Source organism: Cohnella caldifontis (assembly GCF_029360585.1).
Lineage (GTDB): Bacteria > Bacillota > Bacilli > Paenibacillales > Paenibacillaceae > Cohnella > Cohnella caldifontis.
This window is the reverse complement of the sequence record NZ_JAQZSJ010000003.1, coordinates 410,076-430,883: the sequence shown is the minus strand read 5'-3', so window position 1 is coordinate 430,883 and position 20,808 is coordinate 410,076. Positions and strand designations below refer to the sequence as shown.

Below are 20,808 nucleotides of genomic sequence, written 5' to 3'. Positions count from 1 at the left end.
GATCTCCCCTTCTTAATCGAATTCTTTTCGTATTCTAACTTCCCGTTCTACCAGTTTTATATCGCTTCTAACCATGATTTTAACCAAATCCGCAAAACTCGTTTTCGTTGGGTTCCATCCTAATAAAGATTTCGCCTTGGTTGGGTCACCTAAAAGTTGTTCTACTTCTGTAGGCCTAAAATACTTAGGATCTACTTCAATCAATATTTTGCCTGTTTTCTTATCGATACCTCTCTCATTAATTCCAGAACCTTGCCATTCTAATTCGATTCCAGCTTCCCCAAAAGCTAATGTCGTAAATTCTCTGACCGTGTGCATTTCACCTGTTGCGATAACAAAATCTTCGGGAGTTTCATGCTGTAACATCAGCCACATGCATTCTACGTAATCTTTTGCATAGCCCCAATCCCGTCTTGCGTCAAGATTGCCAAGGTACAACTTTTCTTGTGTTCCCTTTTGGATTCTAGCCGCGGCTAATGTTATTTTTCTGGTTACAAATGTTTCACCGCGTCTCTCTGACTCATGATTAAATAAAATACCGTTCACGGCGAACATATTATAAGCCTCTCGATAATTTTTTGTAATCCAATAAGCATATAGCTTTGCTACACCGTAAGGGCTCCTAGGATAAAAAGGGGTGGTCTCCTTTTGCGGAACCTCCAGTACTTTCCCAAACAACTCAGAGGTAGATGCTTGATAAATTTTGGTTCTATTCTCAAACCCCAAGAATCTTACGGCTTCAAGCAAGCGTAAAGTTCCAATTCCGTCTGCATCTGCCGTGTATTCCGGAACTTCGAAGGATACCTTTACATGGGACATTGCAGCCAGGTTATAGATTTCATCAGGTTTAATTTCCCTAATTAATCTGATCAGATTTGTCGAATCGGTCATATCTCCATAGTGCAATATGACTTTACTCTTAATATGCATATCTTTTATTAATTCATCTATATATAAATGCTCGATCCTTCCAGTATTAAACGAAGAACTTCTTCTAATAATTCCGTGAACTTCATAACCTTTCTCTAACAAAAATTCGGCCAAAAACGAACCGTCTTGTCCGGTTATACCTGTAATTAGCGCTACCTTATTCATAATACATCCTCCTAGTATTTATAGACGCAACCATCTATCTGGAACTAAGTCAATTGCGTCGTTTTCGCCGTTCATAAACCTTTTCGGTGCTATGACAATTTTATCAGGGTTAGGATTTAACCATGCTCCCCACCAACTGAATGTACTATTGGCGATTATATGATGTTTACAAAAACTCATAAGCTGCATGTCTCTATAACTTCTTTGTCCATTATTCCAATCTATATATTCAACTTGAGTCGATAAATCAAGATTTTTTCGACACCAGACAATATCATCGGAAAACACGTAAAAGTATGGAGTATTTACATGATTCATTATATATTCTATAGCGCGGGAATAATATTGCTCAGTGCAAATATTAGAGTACAAAGGGTGATTGACGTAATCGCCTCTTCGTACATGAATGCTAACCGAATTCTGCAGTCTTATTAATGGCTCCAACCGAATATTTTCCACCTCGTCAAAAGGGGGGAATTCAAATTCGCGTCGAATTATGCTCTCAATATTCGAAAAGTATTTTTCACTTTGCCAATAGCCCTGGAAGTATGTGTTGTCAACATCGGAGTGCTGAATATCACTATTAAACCTTAGAGTGGTTTCACGATAATACGTTCTTTTAAACCCAAATATTCTTCTTCTAATGGGATTGCCTGCAAGCCTATTTACATCCTTCTTACTGGCATATTCCGCTTCAATATTCCGAAAAATATTATTCAACTCAAACCCATTATGCAACTTATAGTTGTTGAAGGACTGAACATCGATCTTTGCAACGTAATTTCGTTCTTTCAGCGATCTATAAAATGCATACTGAAACATCTGATTTCCCAATCCGCCAAGAACTTTTACAATAATCATCGTAAAACTCCTATTGATCACCTTGTTTTACAAGAATTCTTATAATGTTTTCTGCAAAGGCCCTATCCGTAAACTGGAAGAACGGTTCACTAAGCAAATATGATTGTATATTCGATAAGTACCGATTATATTCCTCTTCGTTGATAGTAGTTAAGTAATAGTGTAATTCTTTATTGTTTGCGAAATTTCTTCGATCAATATAACATCCTTCTGGGATATAATCCGATACATTATCAGCTCCTAAATATACTGGAATGGTCCCAGCAAAAAAGCAATCAAAAATTTTTTCTGTAATGTAACCTTTCACGTTTTTCTGATTCTCATAACAGATGCAGAACTTATACTCAGAAAGTGTTTTTAGTTTATTCGCCGCTTCACCTTTATAGCATTTTTTCTTAATAAATGGAATAAACTGGGCATATTTTAGTATATTCTTTGGACCGTACCAACCACGACCGTAATATTCAAATTCTGAAGGAGCGTTCTTTTCGAAATATTTTATAGCTTGAATTCTTTCCGAGTATAATTCGTTCTCTATTAGAGAACGTTTGTTCCCAGCGATTAAGGTGCAAAACTTTTTTTGTTGGAAGTTTTTTTTGTAGGGGTTGTGAATACGACTAGGTTCCGGAAAGTTAAACTTATAGTATTTCTTTCGATCGACCAACTCATCATTCCATGTAAAAATCCTCTTAAAGTACATATGGGAGTTTACAGCATAATTTTCTGGCTTTACCACTTTGGGTTCCCATAGAAACAAAATCATTTTTTCAAAAAGATTCATAGCTAAACACTGTTGGAAAAATTGATTATCATTCGGCGGCATGTCAAAGAAAAGGATATATTCCGCATCGTCTAAGTTATCAATTTTATCAATAGTCACAAGATTATACCCATATGTCTCCAAATCGCGTTTTAATAGACGAAACGGATTAGATTCGTCATAAACATTTTCTTCCGCAAATAAGTTGTATAAATAGTTACTTTCAAAAATTTTATTGTTTAGATATCGATTGCTCCAGGGATAAAGGGCAATTGTCTTCATTCACTCATAACCCCGCTTCGTTTTAATCATCCCTTTAGTGCCCAGTTTTCCCAGACAAATTCATATTGGTATGTCACGGTATGCGACTTACTTAATATCCTTTGAATTTTTCTCATTCGTTTTTCGGCTTCTGGTACGAAATCATGGAACTGGACTTGAATGTTCCTAATGTTTTTTATATACTCGATTTCTATCAGATGGTCTAACAAATCATACTCTGCGCCTTCTATGTTAATCTTCATTAAATCAATAAAATCGATCTTGTTTTCTTCCAAAAACGATTTCGCTTCAATCAGCCGAATTTGTGAAGTGTTTGGTCCTTCCTTGAATACCGACGAACCATCATTAGATAATCCGATTGTTACTTGAGTTGTTGAATTAGATAACCCGAAAGGAAAAACATTAATATTTTGATTCTTATCAAATCTTTGTTTTATTTTTTCAAAATACTCTAAAACCGGTTCAAACACAAAAACTTTACAATTATATTTTGCATAAATATCACTGGTCCATTGACCTTTATAACCACCCAAATCAAAAACTACTGAATTTTGATGGAGATCATAATTTAAACGGAGAGTCTCATCCCCTTTGTCGTTAAACCATGGACGGACTCTTTTCTGTTGAGGTGTCGGAAAGTATCTCGATTGGACTCTATTAAATACAGTCTTTAACATGGACTTGGACATTTTCTCTGTTACCACCTTTTGATCTATAGAGTCAGCGAACGGTTGCTAGCAGCTTTTTCATTTCATCCATTTTTAATATCTTAGTGAAGAGAATTATAGCGAAGTAGGAGGCAATATATAAAACCAAAAGTGTCAACTTAATGATAGGGCTTCTCACTAGCAGAATCAATGAACAAAAAATAGTGCTCAATAATATACAAGGAATTAGTCGAGCTAAATTAAACCGAAAACGTGTGATTTTAATAGTATAGATGAATCCGATAACTGAACAGATGACTTGCGTTGTTGCATTAGCAATCGCTGCACCTATTGAACCCAACATTGGAATCAAAACAAGATCCTGGATAATATTAATTACACCAGCAACTAACCCTATGTTCACAATGAATTTTTGCTTCTCATACAGGAAGGGGATGCTTCCAGCGACACTTATTCCTTGTAGAATGACAAACCCAGAAAACATGATGAAAAAGCTTATATAAACACTGCTATATTCGTTAGAGTATACGAAGATTATTAATTTCTCTGAAATAGCGGCTGCACATGTTAAAATAAACATCAATAGAATGATAAAGTATTTTGTCAAGTTCACCACAATCGTTTCTAATAACTCGAAATCTTTTCTAGCCACTAATCCAGAAAAGAAATTATTTAAAACGTTCATGATCGGGGTAAATACCATGCCGGACATAGATACTAAGCTATAGGCAATTCCATACATGGCAATTTCCTTTGGAGTCGAGTAGATGCCTAAAAAGAAATATTCAGAACGCGCAAAGACGATTTGTTGCCAAACGACATTCATATACATATATTTGGAATAGTTAAAAATTCTTTTCCCATTTATTGGTCCGTCTATATGTTCATGATCAGCGTTCGATTCTAAAACGGTATTCTTATGCAGCGGAATACTCTTTTTCAAAACAGTCGAATACGTCAACACTTGGTATATGGTTACCAAGAGGGAAGCGATTAATAAATATTCCACCTTGGGAATCAAGAAAACAATTAATAGGTTAATAAGAAATCCAACTACATTTGCTTGAATCGCGACTTTTGAATATAGATCAAACCTTTGCAGAGCTTGCACTGAACTTATGAACAACGACAAGATCGTAGTAGGAACAATGTTAATAGCAGCCAAGAGAAGCAACAAATGAAGATTTTCTGAAGAAGTATTATTAATCAAACCCTGCCATAATGGAATGGTTAGAATCATGGTGCAGCTTACGACCAAAATACTCGTCGACTGGATAAATAAAAGGTTTTTTAAAAATTTTTTACTCTGATCATATTGTTCGTTAAAATAATACATCGGTAAAAACTTTGTTATCGTGCCTGGCAATCCCAAACCGAAGAGGATGGCAATCGTGCTGATTAACCAAGTCAGATAAGTATAAATACCATAAGTGTCCGGCCCTAAAACTCTCGCAAAGATAACGGAGGATAAAAAAGTCAGAATACCTAGTATAATCATTCTTAGATAATTGCTTTTAATATTTCTCAGTATTTCAGAGATTACATTCTTTTTCTCCATAACTTGTACCTCTTCCAAAATCCGCTTATTTCACAAAACTCTCTTGGAATTTATATTTCATCATATCAGTCATTTTACTTCGGAAATACTTACTGAGAAATAAACTGTTTATTAATATGAATATACCTTTTAATTTACTTTTCTGCTTTATTAGAATTGTTGCTCCACTAAACTTTTTTTGTGCAAGGTCAAACTTTTCTTTTTCTACATCTGAAGCCCTGTCTTTCGAACTCTTCATGAGGTTGCGTACGCTTGCTTCATCCAATAACAGCTGTTTTCGATATAATCTCAACAGGCCTCTAGAATTCAGGAATTGTTCCAGGCTGTTACTGCGGGATATACTGCTTTTTCTGATCCTGTAGCGAACCAGAGCTTCACCCATTTTCCCAATCCGGTACCCTTTATATAGACATCTGAGGATAAAATCATAATCCTCGCAGTAATGCACATCTCGGTATCCTTTCAACTCCTCATAAACTTCTCTCTTCCCGAACCATGTGGGATGTTTAGATATGTTACCAATCTCCAGCAATTTCTTTGTTTGGACACTATTATATTCATTCTTATTGGTATCATATTGAATTGTAGACTCTTCATCGATAATCGTGACCGCGGAGAACAGAAAATCGAGCCCATTCTGCTCCAAATATTCCTTTTGCAAAGCCAGCCGGTCCTTAACCGAAACATCGTCTGCATCCATCCGTGCAACATACTCCCCCGAACAATGCTTCAGTGCGAAATTCAGGCTTTTCACTAAACCCATGTTTTCATGGTTAACCAAAACTTGGACTCTGTCGTCGCTTTTCTCGTAATGGAGTAACAACTGCTGAAGTTCATGATTCATGGGGTTATCCAACACAATGATAAACTCAAGATGGCGATACGTTTGATTCAAAATGGATAGGATACTGTCTTGGACCCACTCCGCTTTCTCGTTATATACGCTCATGATAACGGATATAGATACGTTCACTCGTTCTGCCTCCACCAGTAAATGATTAAATTGAGAAAAACTTATACTCCACTCCTCTCGCGACAATTCCTGCCGTAAAGAGCAAGTAGACATAGACGGTGGATAATTTTATAAAGGCATATTCCATTTTTCTTCCAGGTAATTTATATCTTGCTAAAAGGAGAGGAATGACGACGAGTGTGTAAATATTAAAGAACGCCGTGAGTCGAGTAACGAAAAAAGTGTTTTCCCTTAATACAAACATTAAAACTGCATTGAGCCATATCAGATTGGCAAATATATTTTCAAGCCGGTCGCCTTTCCGAAAGAAGAAAAACACTGCAACATTGATACCCAGCAGTAATATTAAACGTGGATCATAGATCGGAAAGGGATAACCGAAAACCGAGGAATGCATGTAACTTGAGAATTTAACGTAAAAATAAGAAAATGGAAGTACTTGCAAGAACTTTAGGATAAGATCATTAATCGAAAAAACCGCCGAAAATAAAGCGAGCATTAAAATCGACCCCAGCCGGAGATAGCGATTGAGATACAAATTCCTTATAAAATAGAAAGGTAGCAGGATCCATGCCGCTGTATGAAAGCATCCGGCTAAAAATACAATTCCGGTATACTTTACAAGGCGATTTTCGAACAGGTACTTCAACCCGATCGTGCTGATTCCGACCGCCACCGCTGTTCTGGCCGCATGCATATCAAACTGGAAATAGAGCGGCAGAAAACATAAGATGGACAGCATCTTGTCCGGAGAATATTTATCGACGAACTTATAAATGCAAGTTAAACTGATAAGATTCATCGCAGCAATAACCACTTGTGGATGGAAACCCGCAAGGTTATTAAGATAAGCGAGTACTCGAAATCCGATTTCCATCGGAAAGGAAAAATTCAGAACTTCCTTTATGGACGTAATCAATTCCGCGTATCTCAGATAGGTAAAATAATCCCCGCTTCCGTTCCCCCTGAGCGCGGCGAATAAAAAAAGCAATACAAATGCTGTAAAATAATTAAACTTAGTCGAGATGATTTTCGGCATGAGCATTACGATAATCAGCAGCGTACCGAATATGAGATAGGGTATCATGAATGCTCTCCCTGATTATTTACCTCTTTAGCCGAACTTTTGCCGTACCATTCTCCGAAGCTTACGCCTTCCCGAAAACATTTAGCACCGGCACACATCATTCGTATCATTGTCTGGAAAGACAGATTCGATAATCGGCGAAGTCTTAGAATATAATAGAAAAACATGGCATACTTCGTCTTAGGCATCGCAGCCTGTGCCCATGCACCCCTGCCAAAAAAGTATTCTTCGTCGTATCCTTTAAACCACGTTGAGTCTTGCATGCTGATCGTTCCGATCACGAGCGGGTGGGCATATATTTTTAGCCCTTTACGTGCGGCCTCAATGAGCCATAAACTATCTTCACCGCTGGGATATTTGCAGCCGCCGCCAAACAGTGTCGTAAACCAAATGTTCCGTTTTTGCACGGAATCCAGCTTGACCGCGATCCTGACGGCACCGTATTTTAATGCATTCCATATTCTTATTCGCTTAATCGTGTGGTTTTTCTTTTGTGTTCTAACCTCACCGGAATCGAGGTTAAAGATCAGCACGTCCGCATCAGGAACCTCTTGGAATGCGGCCAAAATGAGATCTTGATACCCATTGATATATCGAACGTCATCGTCCGCAAATAGGCAAATATCACCTTTGGCGTATAATAGGGCCGCGTTGCGGTTTTTACCGACTCCGCGTTGATCCGTCGTGATCATTCTTGCGATAAATTGACCGAATCGGTATTCATTATAGGAATGCCCGTCATGTTGATTGGCGAAGACCACGTCACTCTGGATGTTCATCTCTTCGATCTTCGAAAAGTCGGTTTGGTGCATCGTTGCGCACAACACTTCAAGACGGCTCATATCGAAATTGCTCCCCTATTTCTCAGGTCCCTTGAAGTACTCCTCATATCCTACATCGGTAGCATAAATTTCCGCATGAACCGCTGCCTTCTGCTGCTCAGCCGAAGGCAGCTTCATATAATCCCCGTACCTCAACTCCAAATACTTTTTCATGTTGGACGGACCCATAAGTACGGTATGCTCGAACACTGCCTCCACCGGATCCGCAAACAGATCGGGACTGAATATCCCCTGCGTGAATCTAGCTTTCGTAATGAAATAATTATAAACGAAGCCTTCCTCTAAACCCTCATATTTATATATCAGTTTATAACAATGGGTGGATAACCATCGGTTAGGCAACAATTTCACCACATTTAACATGAAGCGCTGCATGGACGTCTTCGGTTGCCAATTCCTTTGGGACAAGGCTACGAGCGTCACGTATTTGGAAGCGTAATAGGTAAGCTTCTGAATTGCGCGGTTATTCGGGCATTTGTGAAGGATCATGATGTCTACGTAGATTCCATGATGCATATCAGTTCGATCTTTGTATACTTCCTCGATGAATGTCGTACCATTCATCCGAACTTTCGCGTATTCCAAGTATTCATCGACGATTTTCCATTCTTGCAATACGTACTTGTCGTTCTGGAGGCGATTAAATATCTCCCTGAACTTTCGATAATTCGACGGGGTCATGAAGATGTCGAGATCGTCATCCCATGGGATAAACCCTCCATGTCGCACAGAACCCAACGCAGTTCCACCCATAATATAATAGACGATACCATGTTCTCGACAGACTTCATCAATAAACAACATGATTTCCAATATTTTATTTTGAACGTCTTTAACCGATTGTTGATTCATCATCTCATTCCTTTAATCCGATCTTGTTTATCGGTCATGTCTAAATCTTCTTAGCCAAATAATAGAATCTTGCCAACAGTTTTTTCATAAATGGCAGCTTAAGAACGATCCTGGCAACGGATTTGATACCTCTGAACGAGATCTCCTTTGTCTTCGCTAACACGAAATGGCTGTACCATCTATGTGGATGCGTACTCACGATGACGGCCTCTTGAGCCTGAATCATGCGAAGAATTTCTTCTAAATTTTCAAAGCGCTGATCCAGATGGGAAGTGTCTTCCCTATCGTTGTTCTCCGGGTCGTGAATCCATTTCCACCCGTAGCCCGCATCGGAGATATACATGTAATCCCTGCCTAGCCTGCTCTTGAAATTCACCATGATTTCCGTAATATCATTGAAGGTTTCAGCGACCTGGGTATTCCGAAAAAAATCCCGGTTCGAAAAATACCCTTTTCTCTCCATCACAGGGTTTCCATGTTGGCATACGGTTTCGATCGTAAAACCATGTTCTTCGAACTTGCTTACGTACTTTCGAAATTCTACGGCAGCTTTGTCGATATGTCCCTTATTGCTGTCCATAACATCATGGTGGTAGGATACTTCATGTCCCAAGTCATGTACTTTTTTCAAAATTCGAATATGCTTTCGTTTATTTAATAAATAGGCTTGTACATAATAGGAGCCTCTATGGGAATATTTACTTTCAATTTGGGCCAGCTTTAAAGCTTTAGTAGGATTCGTCTCAATATCGTGCTTCAGGATGAGAAATGGCCGGCCATCTTTACGTTTGAGCGCATCGGTTGCCGTTATGCTATTCCGTCCGATTTGGTCCAATCTCTTGCAAAAGTTTTCCCATTGGCTATAGACGAACATTCTCTTCTTCCCCACTATAAATCTTATTCAAGACTCCTCTGAGTGTCGTGGAAGATACATTCTGTGTATAAGGCAAATATTCCACGCAACCGCCGCGAGCCCGCATGTAGGAATCGACCTTCTCGAAAACTTCGCTGCCCTGCCAATCATCGCCTACGAACATCACGTCAAAGTGGTAATTTTCATAAGCTGCGATTTTATCCCGATTGATCTGAGGGACAACTTGATCGACGTACCGTATGGATTCGACGATTGCTTTTCGTTCCTCATAGGGGATCACAGGTACAGTATTCTTGTATTCCTTCACCAGTTCATCTGTGCTGACGGCCACAATTAAATAATCGCAACGTTCCTTGGCACGCTTAATCAAATTCAAATGACCATAATGAAATAAATCGAAAACGCCAGCGGTATACCCTACTTTATACTTCTTATCCATGCAAAACACTCCCTGAGTTGTGATGGAAAACCTTTTTTCTAGCGAATCTTTTAAACACATAACCTCTTAATTTATTCGGCAGCAAAACCTGCAGAATAAATCGGACACCCAGATTGACCGCAAACGTACGAATACCGATTATCCCTTGATTCAGCATCAATTTCTGAAGAAGCGCTTCGCTTTGGAAGTACTTCCAGCCGCCGCGCCTGTCGTACATTTCCCTGCCGACACGTACTAGGACAAGCGGATCCTCCAAATTCATAAACTCGGCTCCGCCCTGATACATCCGGATCCAGAGATAGTAGTCCTCATTCTGGTACCAATCCCGGTATCCTCCCGCCCTCTGAACTTCCGACAATTTAAACATAACGGTCATCTGATTAAAGGGGCAGCGTTTTTTTAAATATCGCTTTATTTCATCATCATGAAGAGGTACTTCTCTCATGCCTACGATGTTACTTTCATTATCAATGAATTCCAGGATCTGCCCGCCAACTATGCTTATTTGGTCATGTTGTTCGAAGCACCGAATCTGCTTCTCGAACCGATCCGGCAAGCATATATCATCTGCATCCATGAGTGCGACGAGTTCATACGTGCAGTTATCCAAACCAATTCTCCGTGCATTACCATGCCCTACATTGTGGGGCAGCCTAATCACTTTCAGGGAACTTTCCGTTTCGAATCGTTTGATGACATCATCTAATGAATTCGAAATCGGACCGTCCACTACGAGAATAATTTCGTCAGGCTTTCGTGTCTGATTCATCACGCTTTCCAAGGCTTGTTTGAAATGCTCAGGATGATCCTTCTTATAAACGCACATGGATACCGAAAACGGAATGTTCGCAACGCTGCCCATAAATGATACCTCTGCAATCATCGGAAATTTCGATCATTGAAGCAATTGTTTGCTTTGTTCCATCTTGGAAGCATACTCGCCCATGCTAATTTTTTGATGACGCAATAGGTAATCGCCGTAATCTTCAGCCGTATCCATCCCTTTTGCGCTAACTCCTTCTTTCCTCAATACCTTTATGATCGTCAGCCATATAATCTTCAAGTCTCCACGGAATGTAACGTTCTCAATGTACTCAAGGTCTAGAGACAGCTTCTCCTCCCAAGTTACGTCGTTACGGCCGTTGATTTGTGCCCATCCGGTCAAACCCGGAATCACAGAATGCCTCTTCCTCTGTTCGGGTGTCATAAAAACGATGTCCCGAACCAATTGAGGTCGCGGCCCGACGATCGACATGTCGCCTTTCAGGATGTTGTATAACTCAGGTAACTCATCCAAGGAGGTAGAGCGAAGAATCTTCCCGAACCGCGTCAATCGCAGGCTGTCCGGCAAGAGCTGTCCGTTCGAATCTCGCTTGTCCGACATGGTTCTGAATTTATACATGGTGAATATCTTCTCGTGGAGTCCCGGCCTCCTCTGTTTGAACAATACCGGACTTCCTAATTTCACTCTCACTAGTAACGCAACGACGAGGAATACAGGGCTTAAAACAAGCATAGCTGCCAGAGCAAGCGTGATGTCGAGCGGCCTTTTGAAGAGGCTTATATACATGTTTCCCTTGCGGTTCCTCATCCCCGTGAACACAACCTCTTGATTATGGTGATCACCTGACTTAAATCGTCGTCCGTCATTTTCGTATCCGAAGGCAAACATACTCCATTATGATACAGGTCCTCCGCTGCTCCAATGCCTATAAAATCGCACTCCCGGAAATAGGGTTGTAGGTGCATCGGCTTCCATAGCGGCCTGGATTCTATGTTCTCATGCTCTAGTGCCTCCATTATCTCTATTGGTCTTACCTTGCCTTTCAACAGGATGGAACTCAACCAATAATTGGGTTCGTTCCAACTATGATCAGGCATGAACTCAATTCCCTCTATCCCTTCCAATTCGCGCTTATAGCGTTCAAAAATGTATTTCTTTTTCTGCACTCTTTGGTCTAGAATCTTAAGCTGGCCCCTGCCGATTCCGGCCAGCACGTTGCTCATCCGGTAATTGTATCCGAGTTCACTATGCTGATAGTGTCTTGCAGGATCTCGGGACTGCGTAGCCCAGAACCTTACCTTGGCAATTTTCTCTTCATTATGGGAAACAAGCATCCCACCACCAGACGTTGTAATGATTTTGTTTCCATTGAATGAAAAAACGCCATAATCCCCGATCGTCCCGGTGTGTTTCCCTTTGTAGTAAGTTCCCAGGGACTCTGCCGCATCTTCGATTATTGCCACATCCCGCCTTTTGCATTGCTCCACGATCGGATCCATATCCGCCGACAACCCATACAGGTGAACGACGATAACGGCCTTGACATTCGGATATTTATCAAAAGCTTTTTCCAATGCATCAGGACACATGTTCCATGTTTTCTCGTCACTATCGATAAATACCGGAGTTGCATTTTGATAAATAATCGGATTTGCGGTTGCTGAAAATGTAAGCGAGGGGCAGAATACGATATCTCCTTCCCCTACGCCGGCGGCTTTAAGGGCTAAATGGATGGCAGCCGTTCCGGAAGACAATGCCGCTGCCGCTCTTGCCCCGACCTTGTCCGCTAGTTCTTTCTCGAACATGTTTACATTATGTCCGAGTGGTGCAATCCAGTTCGTATCGAAGGCCTCTTGGACGTATTGCATTTCGTATCCTTCGTCACTCATATGCGGTGAGGAAAGATAGATTTTTTTATCCACGTTAAATCATCTACTCTCCATAAAGTTAATTAAGAAATCATTAGGATCGCTTCAATTTTTCCCTTTTCTTCCGGATAAGCCTTGATTAAGGCTTCGTAATATTCCGTATCATTCTTGTTCTGCTTCAACAATGAAGCTAAGTACCATCTTACGACTGCCCGGTTCATCTCATCTTCGAACTTATCGGTCAAGTAGCCTTTCACCATCGTCGCAGCCTGGTCATATTGACCCAGTAAATAATAGATTTGCCCTATACGCAACGCCATTGTAAGCGTCATGTTAAACGTGTAGCCGCTTCTTTGCCCTGGCGACAAAGCATTAAATTCTTCTTGCTTGCCCTGGAACCGATTCAAGAAGGAAAACGCCTGGTTATAATACTCCTTTTTTTGAATATCATCGCCTCTAGTCCTCGCTTTTTCCCCTAAATCGAAGCAGAGTGCGATCGCATTTTCATATAATTGTACATCCCAAGGGAACTGATCCAGCGATGTTTTTATGCTTTCCAAGGCACGGTCGTACTGGCCTCTTTCCACAAGTAATACATACATAGAATTCAAGATTTGGCGGTTATACGGCTCTGCTTTCCCCAGCTTCTGCAGCAATGTTTCAGCCTCATTCGCGAATATCTCTTGTTTGGTTTGCTTAAAAAGGTTAATAAGCAAACTCGTCTTGTAAAGCCTATAATCGGACTGGTAAGGCTGCAGTTTTATTGCGCTATTCAATGGCCTTTGTATATCATTGTAATTATGGGTTGTTACCGCAGCTTCATTTGCCTCTGCAAACAAGTTATTCGCCCTGACCGCAATAACGGCATTAATGAAAATAACAAAAGCCAGGACCGCAACGAAAGACGGGTACGCCTTTTTCAATACCGGAATTATACGTAAAGCCGTTTGAGAAGGGTTGGATTCCGGCAACGCGACCATGGTACCCAGACACATAAAGACGATAGCGGACAAATAAACGAAGGTCATATCAAAATCGATGGTGCTATGCAATAAAATGACCGCAGAGAAAATAGGAAAAACTAGCCGCAGTTCGTTCCAGTCGGATATTGTTGAGCGTAGGAAGCGGTACCAGCAGAAAAGGATAAGAAACACGAAAATAAGAAACCCAAATATCCCAGTATCTACCAAAACCTGAGAGATGATGTTATGCGTCTGATTGCTTGTGTATGGATAACTCTTGTACTTTTCATATAGAGTCGGCCATGCACCACCTCCAGCGCCGAAGACCGGGTAATCCTTCACGATCCGAAAAGAATCCTTATAAAATACAGCTCTGGAAGCAATACTGCCATTTTGCAAACTTATACTTTCGATTCTCTGCTTTAATCCGTTTGGCAGCTTATCGATCAGTAGATTGCTGCTAAGCAACAAGAAAGATCCAATTACCGTAATCGCTACAATTATTGCAGGTATCATTAGATTGGACCTTTGGAAAGCTTTTTGGCTGGAAATCCCCTTATAGAATGGGTTCGCGATAAATCTTTGGATCAGGTATAAAACAATAGCAACGGAAATCGATATCGCGCTCAGGATGACCCAACCTTTAAGCGAAGTCGATAGGGTGTATTTAGTAAGGATTTGAGCTCTTATTTTAGTGAAAGTTGAATATGCAACGAGCGCACCACCCCATACGATCGCCAATTGCAATAAGATGACCAACTGTTTTTTCCATGGTACAAAGAGCATATAAACGAGTATAGCAATTGGCAAAATGATAAGCGCGCCACGGGATAAACTTAAGAGGATGGAGATGGCCGTCGGAGCTATCATCAAGGCAATAGGTATATAAATATACCATTTTTTGGCAGCACCCATTACAATCAAGTTGACGATCATAATCCCGATCATGTATGCGGCAAATGTATTCGGATATTGGAACACGCCTGACATGCGGTTACCAAACGTAGCATCTTTATAATGGACGTTGCCCAGCCAATTCAACCATCCATGGATGACTAGCATATAGCCCGACACTAGTAACCCATATCTTAATACAGCACTGCCCCATTTATTCTTTGCAAAATAAGCTCCGATAAGAAAAAATGCAGCATATAAAATATGGATGCCAATTTCATTAACAGCTAAATGCCTTGAAACTGCATTGAAGGACGGAATGACATAACTGAGCGGAACGAACCAGACAACAAGGTCCCGTAAGTCTCGCCGACCTTCCAACTTCCAATGGGAGTGCAGATAGATTGCGATCATGAACAACGCAAGAGTTGAACATGAAATAGCTATATAAATTGGACGTTCGAACGAATATTGACCTCCATTGAAAAGCGCTCGATAAAAAGGAGCAATAAACAAAAACAAGATCGCAAAAGACAAAACTAGCCAATACACTGCTGATTTATAATCAGGGACATTCTTCGCTACCGCTTTGCCCATAATGAAACCCCTTATTATTTATTCTCCAATGCAGCTACAAGTTCGAGAGAAGCTCTGATTTGTTCACTTACCGTTGTCTGATCGAATGAGGTATTGCTCATTTGCCAGCGATAAGTCGGAACGACTTTTTTCAGCAAAGAGCGGATTTGGTCGGAATCAATTGGTAATTCCTCCCGATGAATTCGATCGAATTCCGTGACGGCCTGTTCAAACTCAAGGTTGGAAATTTCCAATGAACGGCTCACGTAAATTCGATCATGTTTCGTGGTGGCAGCTCCTTCTTCACTCGTTAGGATTTCTTCGAACAGCTTCTCTCCCGGTCTTAATCCGGTATAAACGATTTGAATGTCTTTATCCGGTTCCAGTCCTGAGAGTCGAATTAAATCTTTTGCTAAATCGGCGATTTTCACGGGTTTTCCCATGTCAAGAATGAAGATTTCTCCTCCGGTTGCCAATGAGCCGGCTTGAATGACCAGTTGAACGGCTTCCGGTATGGTCATGAAATATCGAACCATATCCGGGTGCGTAACGGTAACGGGACCGCCATCTTCGATTTGCTTTTTGAAAACCGGAATGACGCTGCCGCGGCTGCCCAAGACATTTCCAAATCTTACCGCTGCGAAAATCGTGTCGCTTTTCCCGTTCAACGTTTGCAGAATCATTTCGGCGATTCGTTTCGTGGCTCCCATTACGCTCGTCGGATTCACCGCTTTATCGGTCGAGATTAGCACAAACCTTTTGGCTCCATAGGCATGCGCGCACTCCGCAACGTTTCGGGTTCCGAACACGTTGTTTTTGATCGCTTCAAAAGGATTATTCTCCATCAGAGGAACATGTTTGTGAGCTGCTGCGTGGAATACGACCTCCGGCCGATAAAGTCCAAATACTTGCTCCATTCGCGGTCTTTCTTGAACATCCGCAATAATGGTGGTTATTTCTAGCGACGGGAATGATTTACGCAATTCTAGTTCGATTTCATAAATACTGTTTTCTCCGTGTCCCAGCAATATTAATCGCATCGGGTTAATCGCGGCAACCTGTCGGCAAATTTCCGATCCAATGGAGCCTCCTGCCCCGGTAACGAGAATAACTCGTCCCCTCAAATACTTGGAAATCTCATCGAACTCGACCTTTACAGGATCCCGTCCAAGTAAATCCTCAACGCTCACATCCCGAATCATATTTATCGTAACTTTTCCATTTATCAAATCATTCATACGAGGAACAATCTTGATTTGACAGCCGGTTTCCTTGCATAGATTTATGATCTCCGCCACATCGGTTCTCGAAGCGGTCGGGATGGCTACGATAATGTCATCTATTTTAAAGCGTTTCACCACACTTGGGATATCGTACCGAGTTCCTACAACAGGAATCCCCATGACTTCATAGCTCTGTTTCCGAACATTGTCGTCGATGAATGCAACCGGATATAACTCAGACCGGACCTGACGCATTTCCTTAACGATCATTACACCGACTTCTCCAGCTCCGACGACCAGTGCTTTCCGATGATAAGGCATCATTCTACCATACCGATCTCTGATCAGACGCCAAACTGCCCTGGATCCCCCAACAGTTAGAAAGCATACGATTAGCGTAAGCGGATAAATGCTGCGCGGCACGACTAAGTGAGGATAGTAATGATGTATAACTAAATGATGCAACAAGAAAAAAGCGCCGGTTCCAACGAAGGCGCCTTTAAGAATCGCGATGAGATCGCCCAAACTCGCATATTGCCAAATTCGCTTATAAATTCTAAATATGAAAAAACTCGTTAGTAGCAATGTCGCCGAGACTGGAAAAACATAGGAAAAGGTTTTAATAAACTGTGATTTTATTGAGAAGTCAAACCTCAGGAGGTATGCAATGTACACTGATAAAATGATTAGTAAAGCATCTACGGCCAGCAACAGCCCCAACCTTATTCGGTTAAACATTCACTCCACTCCTAGGGTTTTCCTTCAAATATTGCCGTAGAAAAACAACCATCAGACTGATTGCGACCCCTACGACTGCCGCAATGATAATATTCATGATCTTATTGGGAGCGATTGGGGTATCTGGTTGAATAGAGGGACTAATAAACAGCGCGTTCGTCCCGTCAAGTATACGAATCGACTTATTAGCATCTAATTTATCATTATTAGATATCTGTTCGATTTCATTGATTCGGCTTTGGTTTTCTTCTATTTTTTTCTTCTGATTCTTCTCGGCGCTCTGTAGGGAGATCAAATCGATCGATGCTTGTGCAATCTTAGACTGCAATTCGGTATAGGTGGGATTAATGCTTTCATTCTCCATCGTAAGACCTGCAGCCTCTTTCGCATTGATACCGCTGCTCTCTTGCGTGATATCTCTTAACAAGTCATTTTGGCCTAAAGATTGTGTTGTACTTTGTTTTTCAGGAGTTTTGCTTATTTGTTTCTGAGCTTCTGTGAGTTGTGCTTTTGTCATTTCAATTTGATCTACCAGATCATCCAGCTTTTTCTGTGCTTCTAAAATCTCCTTTGTTCGATCGGTAATCTCAATACGGATTCCAAGCTCATAGGCAAGCATGTTCGCCATTCTTGAAATTTTTTGAGGGTCTTGTCCCCTTACAATGATTTTCATAATGTTGTTGTTCGGCACGACTTCCAAACGAAACATGCCTCTGATGGAATTAATGCTATATTCTTTGCGATCGAGATTATTTTTTGTAATTAAAGCGTTTAACGTGGAAGAGCTTTTCAAAGACTCCTCGAATGTTTGGATATCAGTCGTCGAATTTTCGTCAGTTGATGATGCAGAAGATTGCATTCTGACGATCGAGTAAGTTTCATATGTAGGTTGTAGTACAAGAAAACTATACAAACCTGATACCAACATGCAGGCTATGGTAAAGATGATAATAATCCATTTTTGTTTCAATAGTATGTCTATGATCTCACGTAGACTGATAATCTGACTTTCTTTCATATTCTGCACCCCAACGTCGATTTATGGCGGAAATTCCGATTAGATTCTCTTTTTTAAGTATACCTTTAGGGGGGGTGTATAACAAGCATAGGATATTGGAAGTTGATTTACAGGATATCTATTTTGTAAAGCAACAGCACTAATCAATCGTTATGATTGATTAGTGCTGTTATAAAGCACTTTCGTTACGGGTTTAAAGTACGATCTACTAACCACGGCAGTTTTTCGGACGCAACTAGAATGCGGTAACCCGATTGAATTTCGTAGTACACGTTAAAGTAGAACTCACCAACGGTTTGCATGTTGGCGACGAAATCATAACTTACCCAAGGTGAAAGTTCGATTTTCCGTGTTCCTACATTCAACGTCGGATCATCGGTTGAACTCCCGCTCGTGGTATTGGATAAAGTTAAAGATCGATTGAATACAATCTCCTCATCTTCATCTTTCAATTCAATGATCACTTTATGATCCTTCGTATCTGCTTTAGTGAGAAGATCTTGCTGCAAAGTATAATCAAAATCAAGGCTTACACTTGAATTTTGAAAATCCATCCTCGTCCTGACTCGGTTTATCGTCAATTGATAAGGATACAGATCGATATTTTTAAGACCTGTTTGAGCTGTCCTTTCGGCAGGCAATTGGAACGAATAAGGGGATACATATCCTGTAACTACGGTGCTGCCCGATTGCGAATTGTCCGATGCTGGCGTTGTTTCAATCACCGCTTTACCTACCACCAGTTTCAATCCATCTAATTTCATATCCTTTGGTATTGAAGCCCACGCATAAATAAGAGCTCCACCGCCAGGGTTTAGTTTTTCTTCGACGTTCTTAAACGTAACCGCATATACCGTTCCGTCTTCCTTTTCGAAGTATCCTGCTAACGGCTGCATATCAGCCATACGCTTTTCTTGGTTTGCAACAGTCATCTGAGCTGCCAGTATATCTCCGCCTGTACCTGAAAATCTCATCAGGTTTCGAACTTTCACCTCTGAACGGTAACCTACATCCTTGATTTGAAATCCCTTATCCCAGTTGACTGTTGTAACGGGTTGGAATTCCCCTGCATTCGTAAAGGCCACCAAATCGGTAACCGTCGAGTTAGTTGAATCTTTTTGCTGCAATACTAATTTAACTTTAGATATATCAAATGTATACGGTACTTTCCCAACAACCTGTAGATCAATCGCAGCACCTGGAGCAAGAGCGATTTGTTTATTATTTATTGTTACAGTTACGCTCTTTTCGATTTTATCGTTAAAAACATATTTACCTGTTAGTGCAGGAATGGATAAAGTATCATTTCCTTTGTTCTGAATGGTTATATTGGAAACGATTAAGTCATTATCCTCTATAGGCAAACGGTTCATCGAATTCAATTTCACATAATAAACACCTTCAGCATTCGAGAAGGAGTAAAACTTCCCTACGTCCGTTGCGACTTCACTGCTTGCTTTTGGGAGATCAAACTCAGCAACCGGAATTTTATCTTTACCTTCATTAATCGGGAGCACTAAAACTAGCGTCCATTTCCCTTCCTGTACGGATAGCGGTATCGAAGTTGACAATTGATATTCTTTATCCGTTAACGGGTCTAACACCGTTCCCTTTAAACCTGCAGCAGTTAAGGGATAAAGAAGATTATTGGCGGTCCGAATATACAGCTGATAATCCGGCAGGGTTATCGTACTTCTCCCCTCGTTTTTGATTCCAATCGTTAACGAAGGCCGGTAGTATTGCTCGCTTTTCCCCATAACGGCTTGCTTGATGATAAATGAAGCTTGATTTTCACCCGTACTAATAACCCTACCCAAATTCGAGGTTGTTACTGGAGAATATCGTTGCGGAACCGATATCTGTCCAAGCACCCTTGAATAATTTTCTACAGAAAAATCCCATTTAATGACTTTAATAACCAAGTCGGTCAACTTAATATTTGCACCGACTTTACTGTAAAATATGAAATCCTGTGTTGTTTTAGCCGGGACGTTGTTTTTCTGATTATCGACCATCTGTACGGACAATTTCGTTCCTGATTTTGTGTAGAGGTTGATCCAGTAATCTAACAGATTTAATTGACTGTTACTATTGTTATTAATGGAAAGCGTAACTGCGATCACATTCGTATTATCAGATGGCACCATCATCAAGTTATTTACGTCAGCGGTGACATCATCTTGGAGCTTCACCTTGCCAAGGGACACCACCTTTTGTAACTCGTAATCGTTACCCGTTCCTTCTGCAAAGGTTAATTGACTTGAGAAAGTCATCATCAAACATAGCGCCAATAACAAACTAAGAAGTCTCCCAGGTTTCCTCACGCGATATTCCTCCTGAATTGGCTTTATATTCTATAGACGAATATTTAGCCTCAGAAGTTTCGCAATACAACACATTTTATAAGTTGACTTGAGAAGTCGCAACTTCGAATAAATCTCCATCTAACGCAAA

The 20,808-nt window shown here is 40.7% G+C and carries 18 protein-coding genes; all 18 read right to left on the bottom strand.

Annotated features, from left to right (window positions below; all coding sequences use genetic code 11):
• Positions 1-12: 12 nt before the first annotated feature.
• The 18 genes from gmd to PTZ19_RS07675 all read right to left on the bottom strand — a co-directional run bounded on the left by gmd (position 13) and on the right by PTZ19_RS07675 (position 20,678).
• Positions 13-1,095, bottom strand: coding sequence for a GDP-mannose 4,6-dehydratase (gmd, locus tag PTZ19_RS07760; RefSeq protein WP_276353559.1), 1,083 nt, complete (start codon positions 1,093-1,095; stop codon positions 13-15).
• Positions 1,096-1,113: 18 nt separating this feature from the next.
• A complete protein-coding gene (locus PTZ19_RS07755; protein ID WP_276353558.1) occupies positions 1,114-1,956 on the bottom strand; it encodes an alpha-1,2-fucosyltransferase in 843 nt (280 codons plus the stop codon).
• A gap of 10 nt (positions 1,957-1,966) precedes the next feature.
• Positions 1,967-2,998 (bottom strand): glycosyltransferase family 10 domain-containing protein, encoded by a 1,032-nt coding sequence (locus PTZ19_RS07750; RefSeq protein WP_276353557.1) that lies wholly within the window; start codon positions 2,996-2,998, stop codon positions 1,967-1,969.
• 26 nt (positions 2,999-3,024) lie between these two features.
• The gene (locus PTZ19_RS07745) at positions 3,025-3,687 is read right to left on the bottom strand and encodes an FkbM family methyltransferase (protein WP_276353556.1); all 663 of its coding nucleotides are present in this window, start codon (positions 3,685-3,687) and stop codon (positions 3,025-3,027) included.
• 31 nt (positions 3,688-3,718) lie between these two features.
• Positions 3,719-5,224: an oligosaccharide flippase family protein gene (locus PTZ19_RS07740; protein ID WP_276353555.1), complete on the bottom strand. Its 1,506-nt coding sequence runs from the start codon at positions 5,222-5,224 to the stop codon at positions 3,719-3,721.
• 25 nt (positions 5,225-5,249) lie between these two features.
• Positions 5,250-6,197 carry a glycosyltransferase gene (locus PTZ19_RS07735; protein WP_276353554.1) on the bottom strand — a complete coding sequence of 316 codons (948 nt, stop codon included), beginning with the start codon at positions 6,195-6,197 and terminating at the stop codon, positions 5,250-5,252.
• 25 nt (positions 6,198-6,222) lie between these two features.
• On the bottom strand, positions 6,223-7,284 hold the full coding sequence (locus tag PTZ19_RS07730) for an EpsG family protein (RefSeq protein ID WP_276353553.1): 1,062 nt from the start codon (positions 7,282-7,284) through the stop codon (positions 6,223-6,225).
• On the bottom strand, positions 7,281-8,126 hold the full coding sequence (locus tag PTZ19_RS07725) for a glycosyltransferase family A protein (RefSeq protein ID WP_276353552.1): 846 nt from the start codon (positions 8,124-8,126) through the stop codon (positions 7,281-7,283). The genes PTZ19_RS07730 and PTZ19_RS07725 overlap by 4 nt, the downstream gene beginning before the upstream one ends.
• Before the next feature lie 15 nt (positions 8,127-8,141).
• Positions 8,142-8,978 carry a LicD family protein gene (locus tag PTZ19_RS07720; RefSeq protein ID WP_276353551.1) on the bottom strand — a complete coding sequence of 279 codons (837 nt, stop codon included), beginning with the start codon at positions 8,976-8,978 and terminating at the stop codon, positions 8,142-8,144.
• A 40-nt stretch (positions 8,979-9,018) separates the two neighbouring features.
• Positions 9,019-9,852, bottom strand: coding sequence for a hypothetical protein (locus PTZ19_RS07715; RefSeq protein WP_276353550.1), 834 nt, complete (start codon positions 9,850-9,852; stop codon positions 9,019-9,021).
• Positions 9,839-10,291: an FAD synthase family protein gene (locus PTZ19_RS07710; protein ID WP_276353549.1), complete on the bottom strand. Its 453-nt coding sequence runs from the start codon at positions 10,289-10,291 to the stop codon at positions 9,839-9,841. Before PTZ19_RS07710 ends, PTZ19_RS07715 begins: the two co-directional genes overlap by 14 nt.
• A complete protein-coding gene (locus PTZ19_RS07705; RefSeq protein WP_276353548.1) occupies positions 10,284-11,153 on the bottom strand; it encodes a glycosyltransferase in 870 nt (289 codons plus the stop codon). Before PTZ19_RS07705 ends, PTZ19_RS07710 begins: the two co-directional genes overlap by 8 nt.
• Before the next feature lie 33 nt (positions 11,154-11,186).
• Positions 11,187-11,882 (bottom strand): sugar transferase, encoded by a 696-nt coding sequence (locus PTZ19_RS07700; protein WP_276353547.1) that lies wholly within the window; start codon positions 11,880-11,882, stop codon positions 11,187-11,189.
• Positions 11,879-12,964 carry a DegT/DnrJ/EryC1/StrS family aminotransferase gene (locus tag PTZ19_RS07695; protein ID WP_422614984.1) on the bottom strand — a complete coding sequence of 362 codons (1,086 nt, stop codon included), beginning with the start codon at positions 12,962-12,964 and terminating at the stop codon, positions 11,879-11,881. The genes PTZ19_RS07700 and PTZ19_RS07695 overlap by 4 nt, the downstream gene beginning before the upstream one ends.
• 62 nt (positions 12,965-13,026) lie before the next feature.
• Positions 13,027-15,396 (bottom strand): O-antigen ligase family protein, encoded by a 2,370-nt coding sequence (locus PTZ19_RS07690; RefSeq protein ID WP_276353545.1) that lies wholly within the window; start codon positions 15,394-15,396, stop codon positions 13,027-13,029.
• Between the two features lie 14 nt (positions 15,397-15,410).
• On the bottom strand, positions 15,411-17,336 hold the full coding sequence (locus tag PTZ19_RS07685; RefSeq protein ID WP_276353544.1) for a polysaccharide biosynthesis protein: 1,926 nt from the start codon (positions 17,334-17,336) through the stop codon (positions 15,411-15,413).
• A complete protein-coding gene (locus PTZ19_RS07680; protein ID WP_276353543.1) occupies positions 17,329-18,354 on the bottom strand; it encodes a Wzz/FepE/Etk N-terminal domain-containing protein in 1,026 nt (341 codons plus the stop codon). Before PTZ19_RS07680 ends, PTZ19_RS07685 begins: the two co-directional genes overlap by 8 nt.
• 185 nt (positions 18,355-18,539) lie before the next feature.
• The gene (locus PTZ19_RS07675; protein ID WP_276353542.1) at positions 18,540-20,678 is read right to left on the bottom strand and encodes a hypothetical protein; all 2,139 of its coding nucleotides are present in this window, start codon (positions 20,676-20,678) and stop codon (positions 18,540-18,542) included.
• Positions 20,679-20,808: the final 130 nt, after the last annotated feature.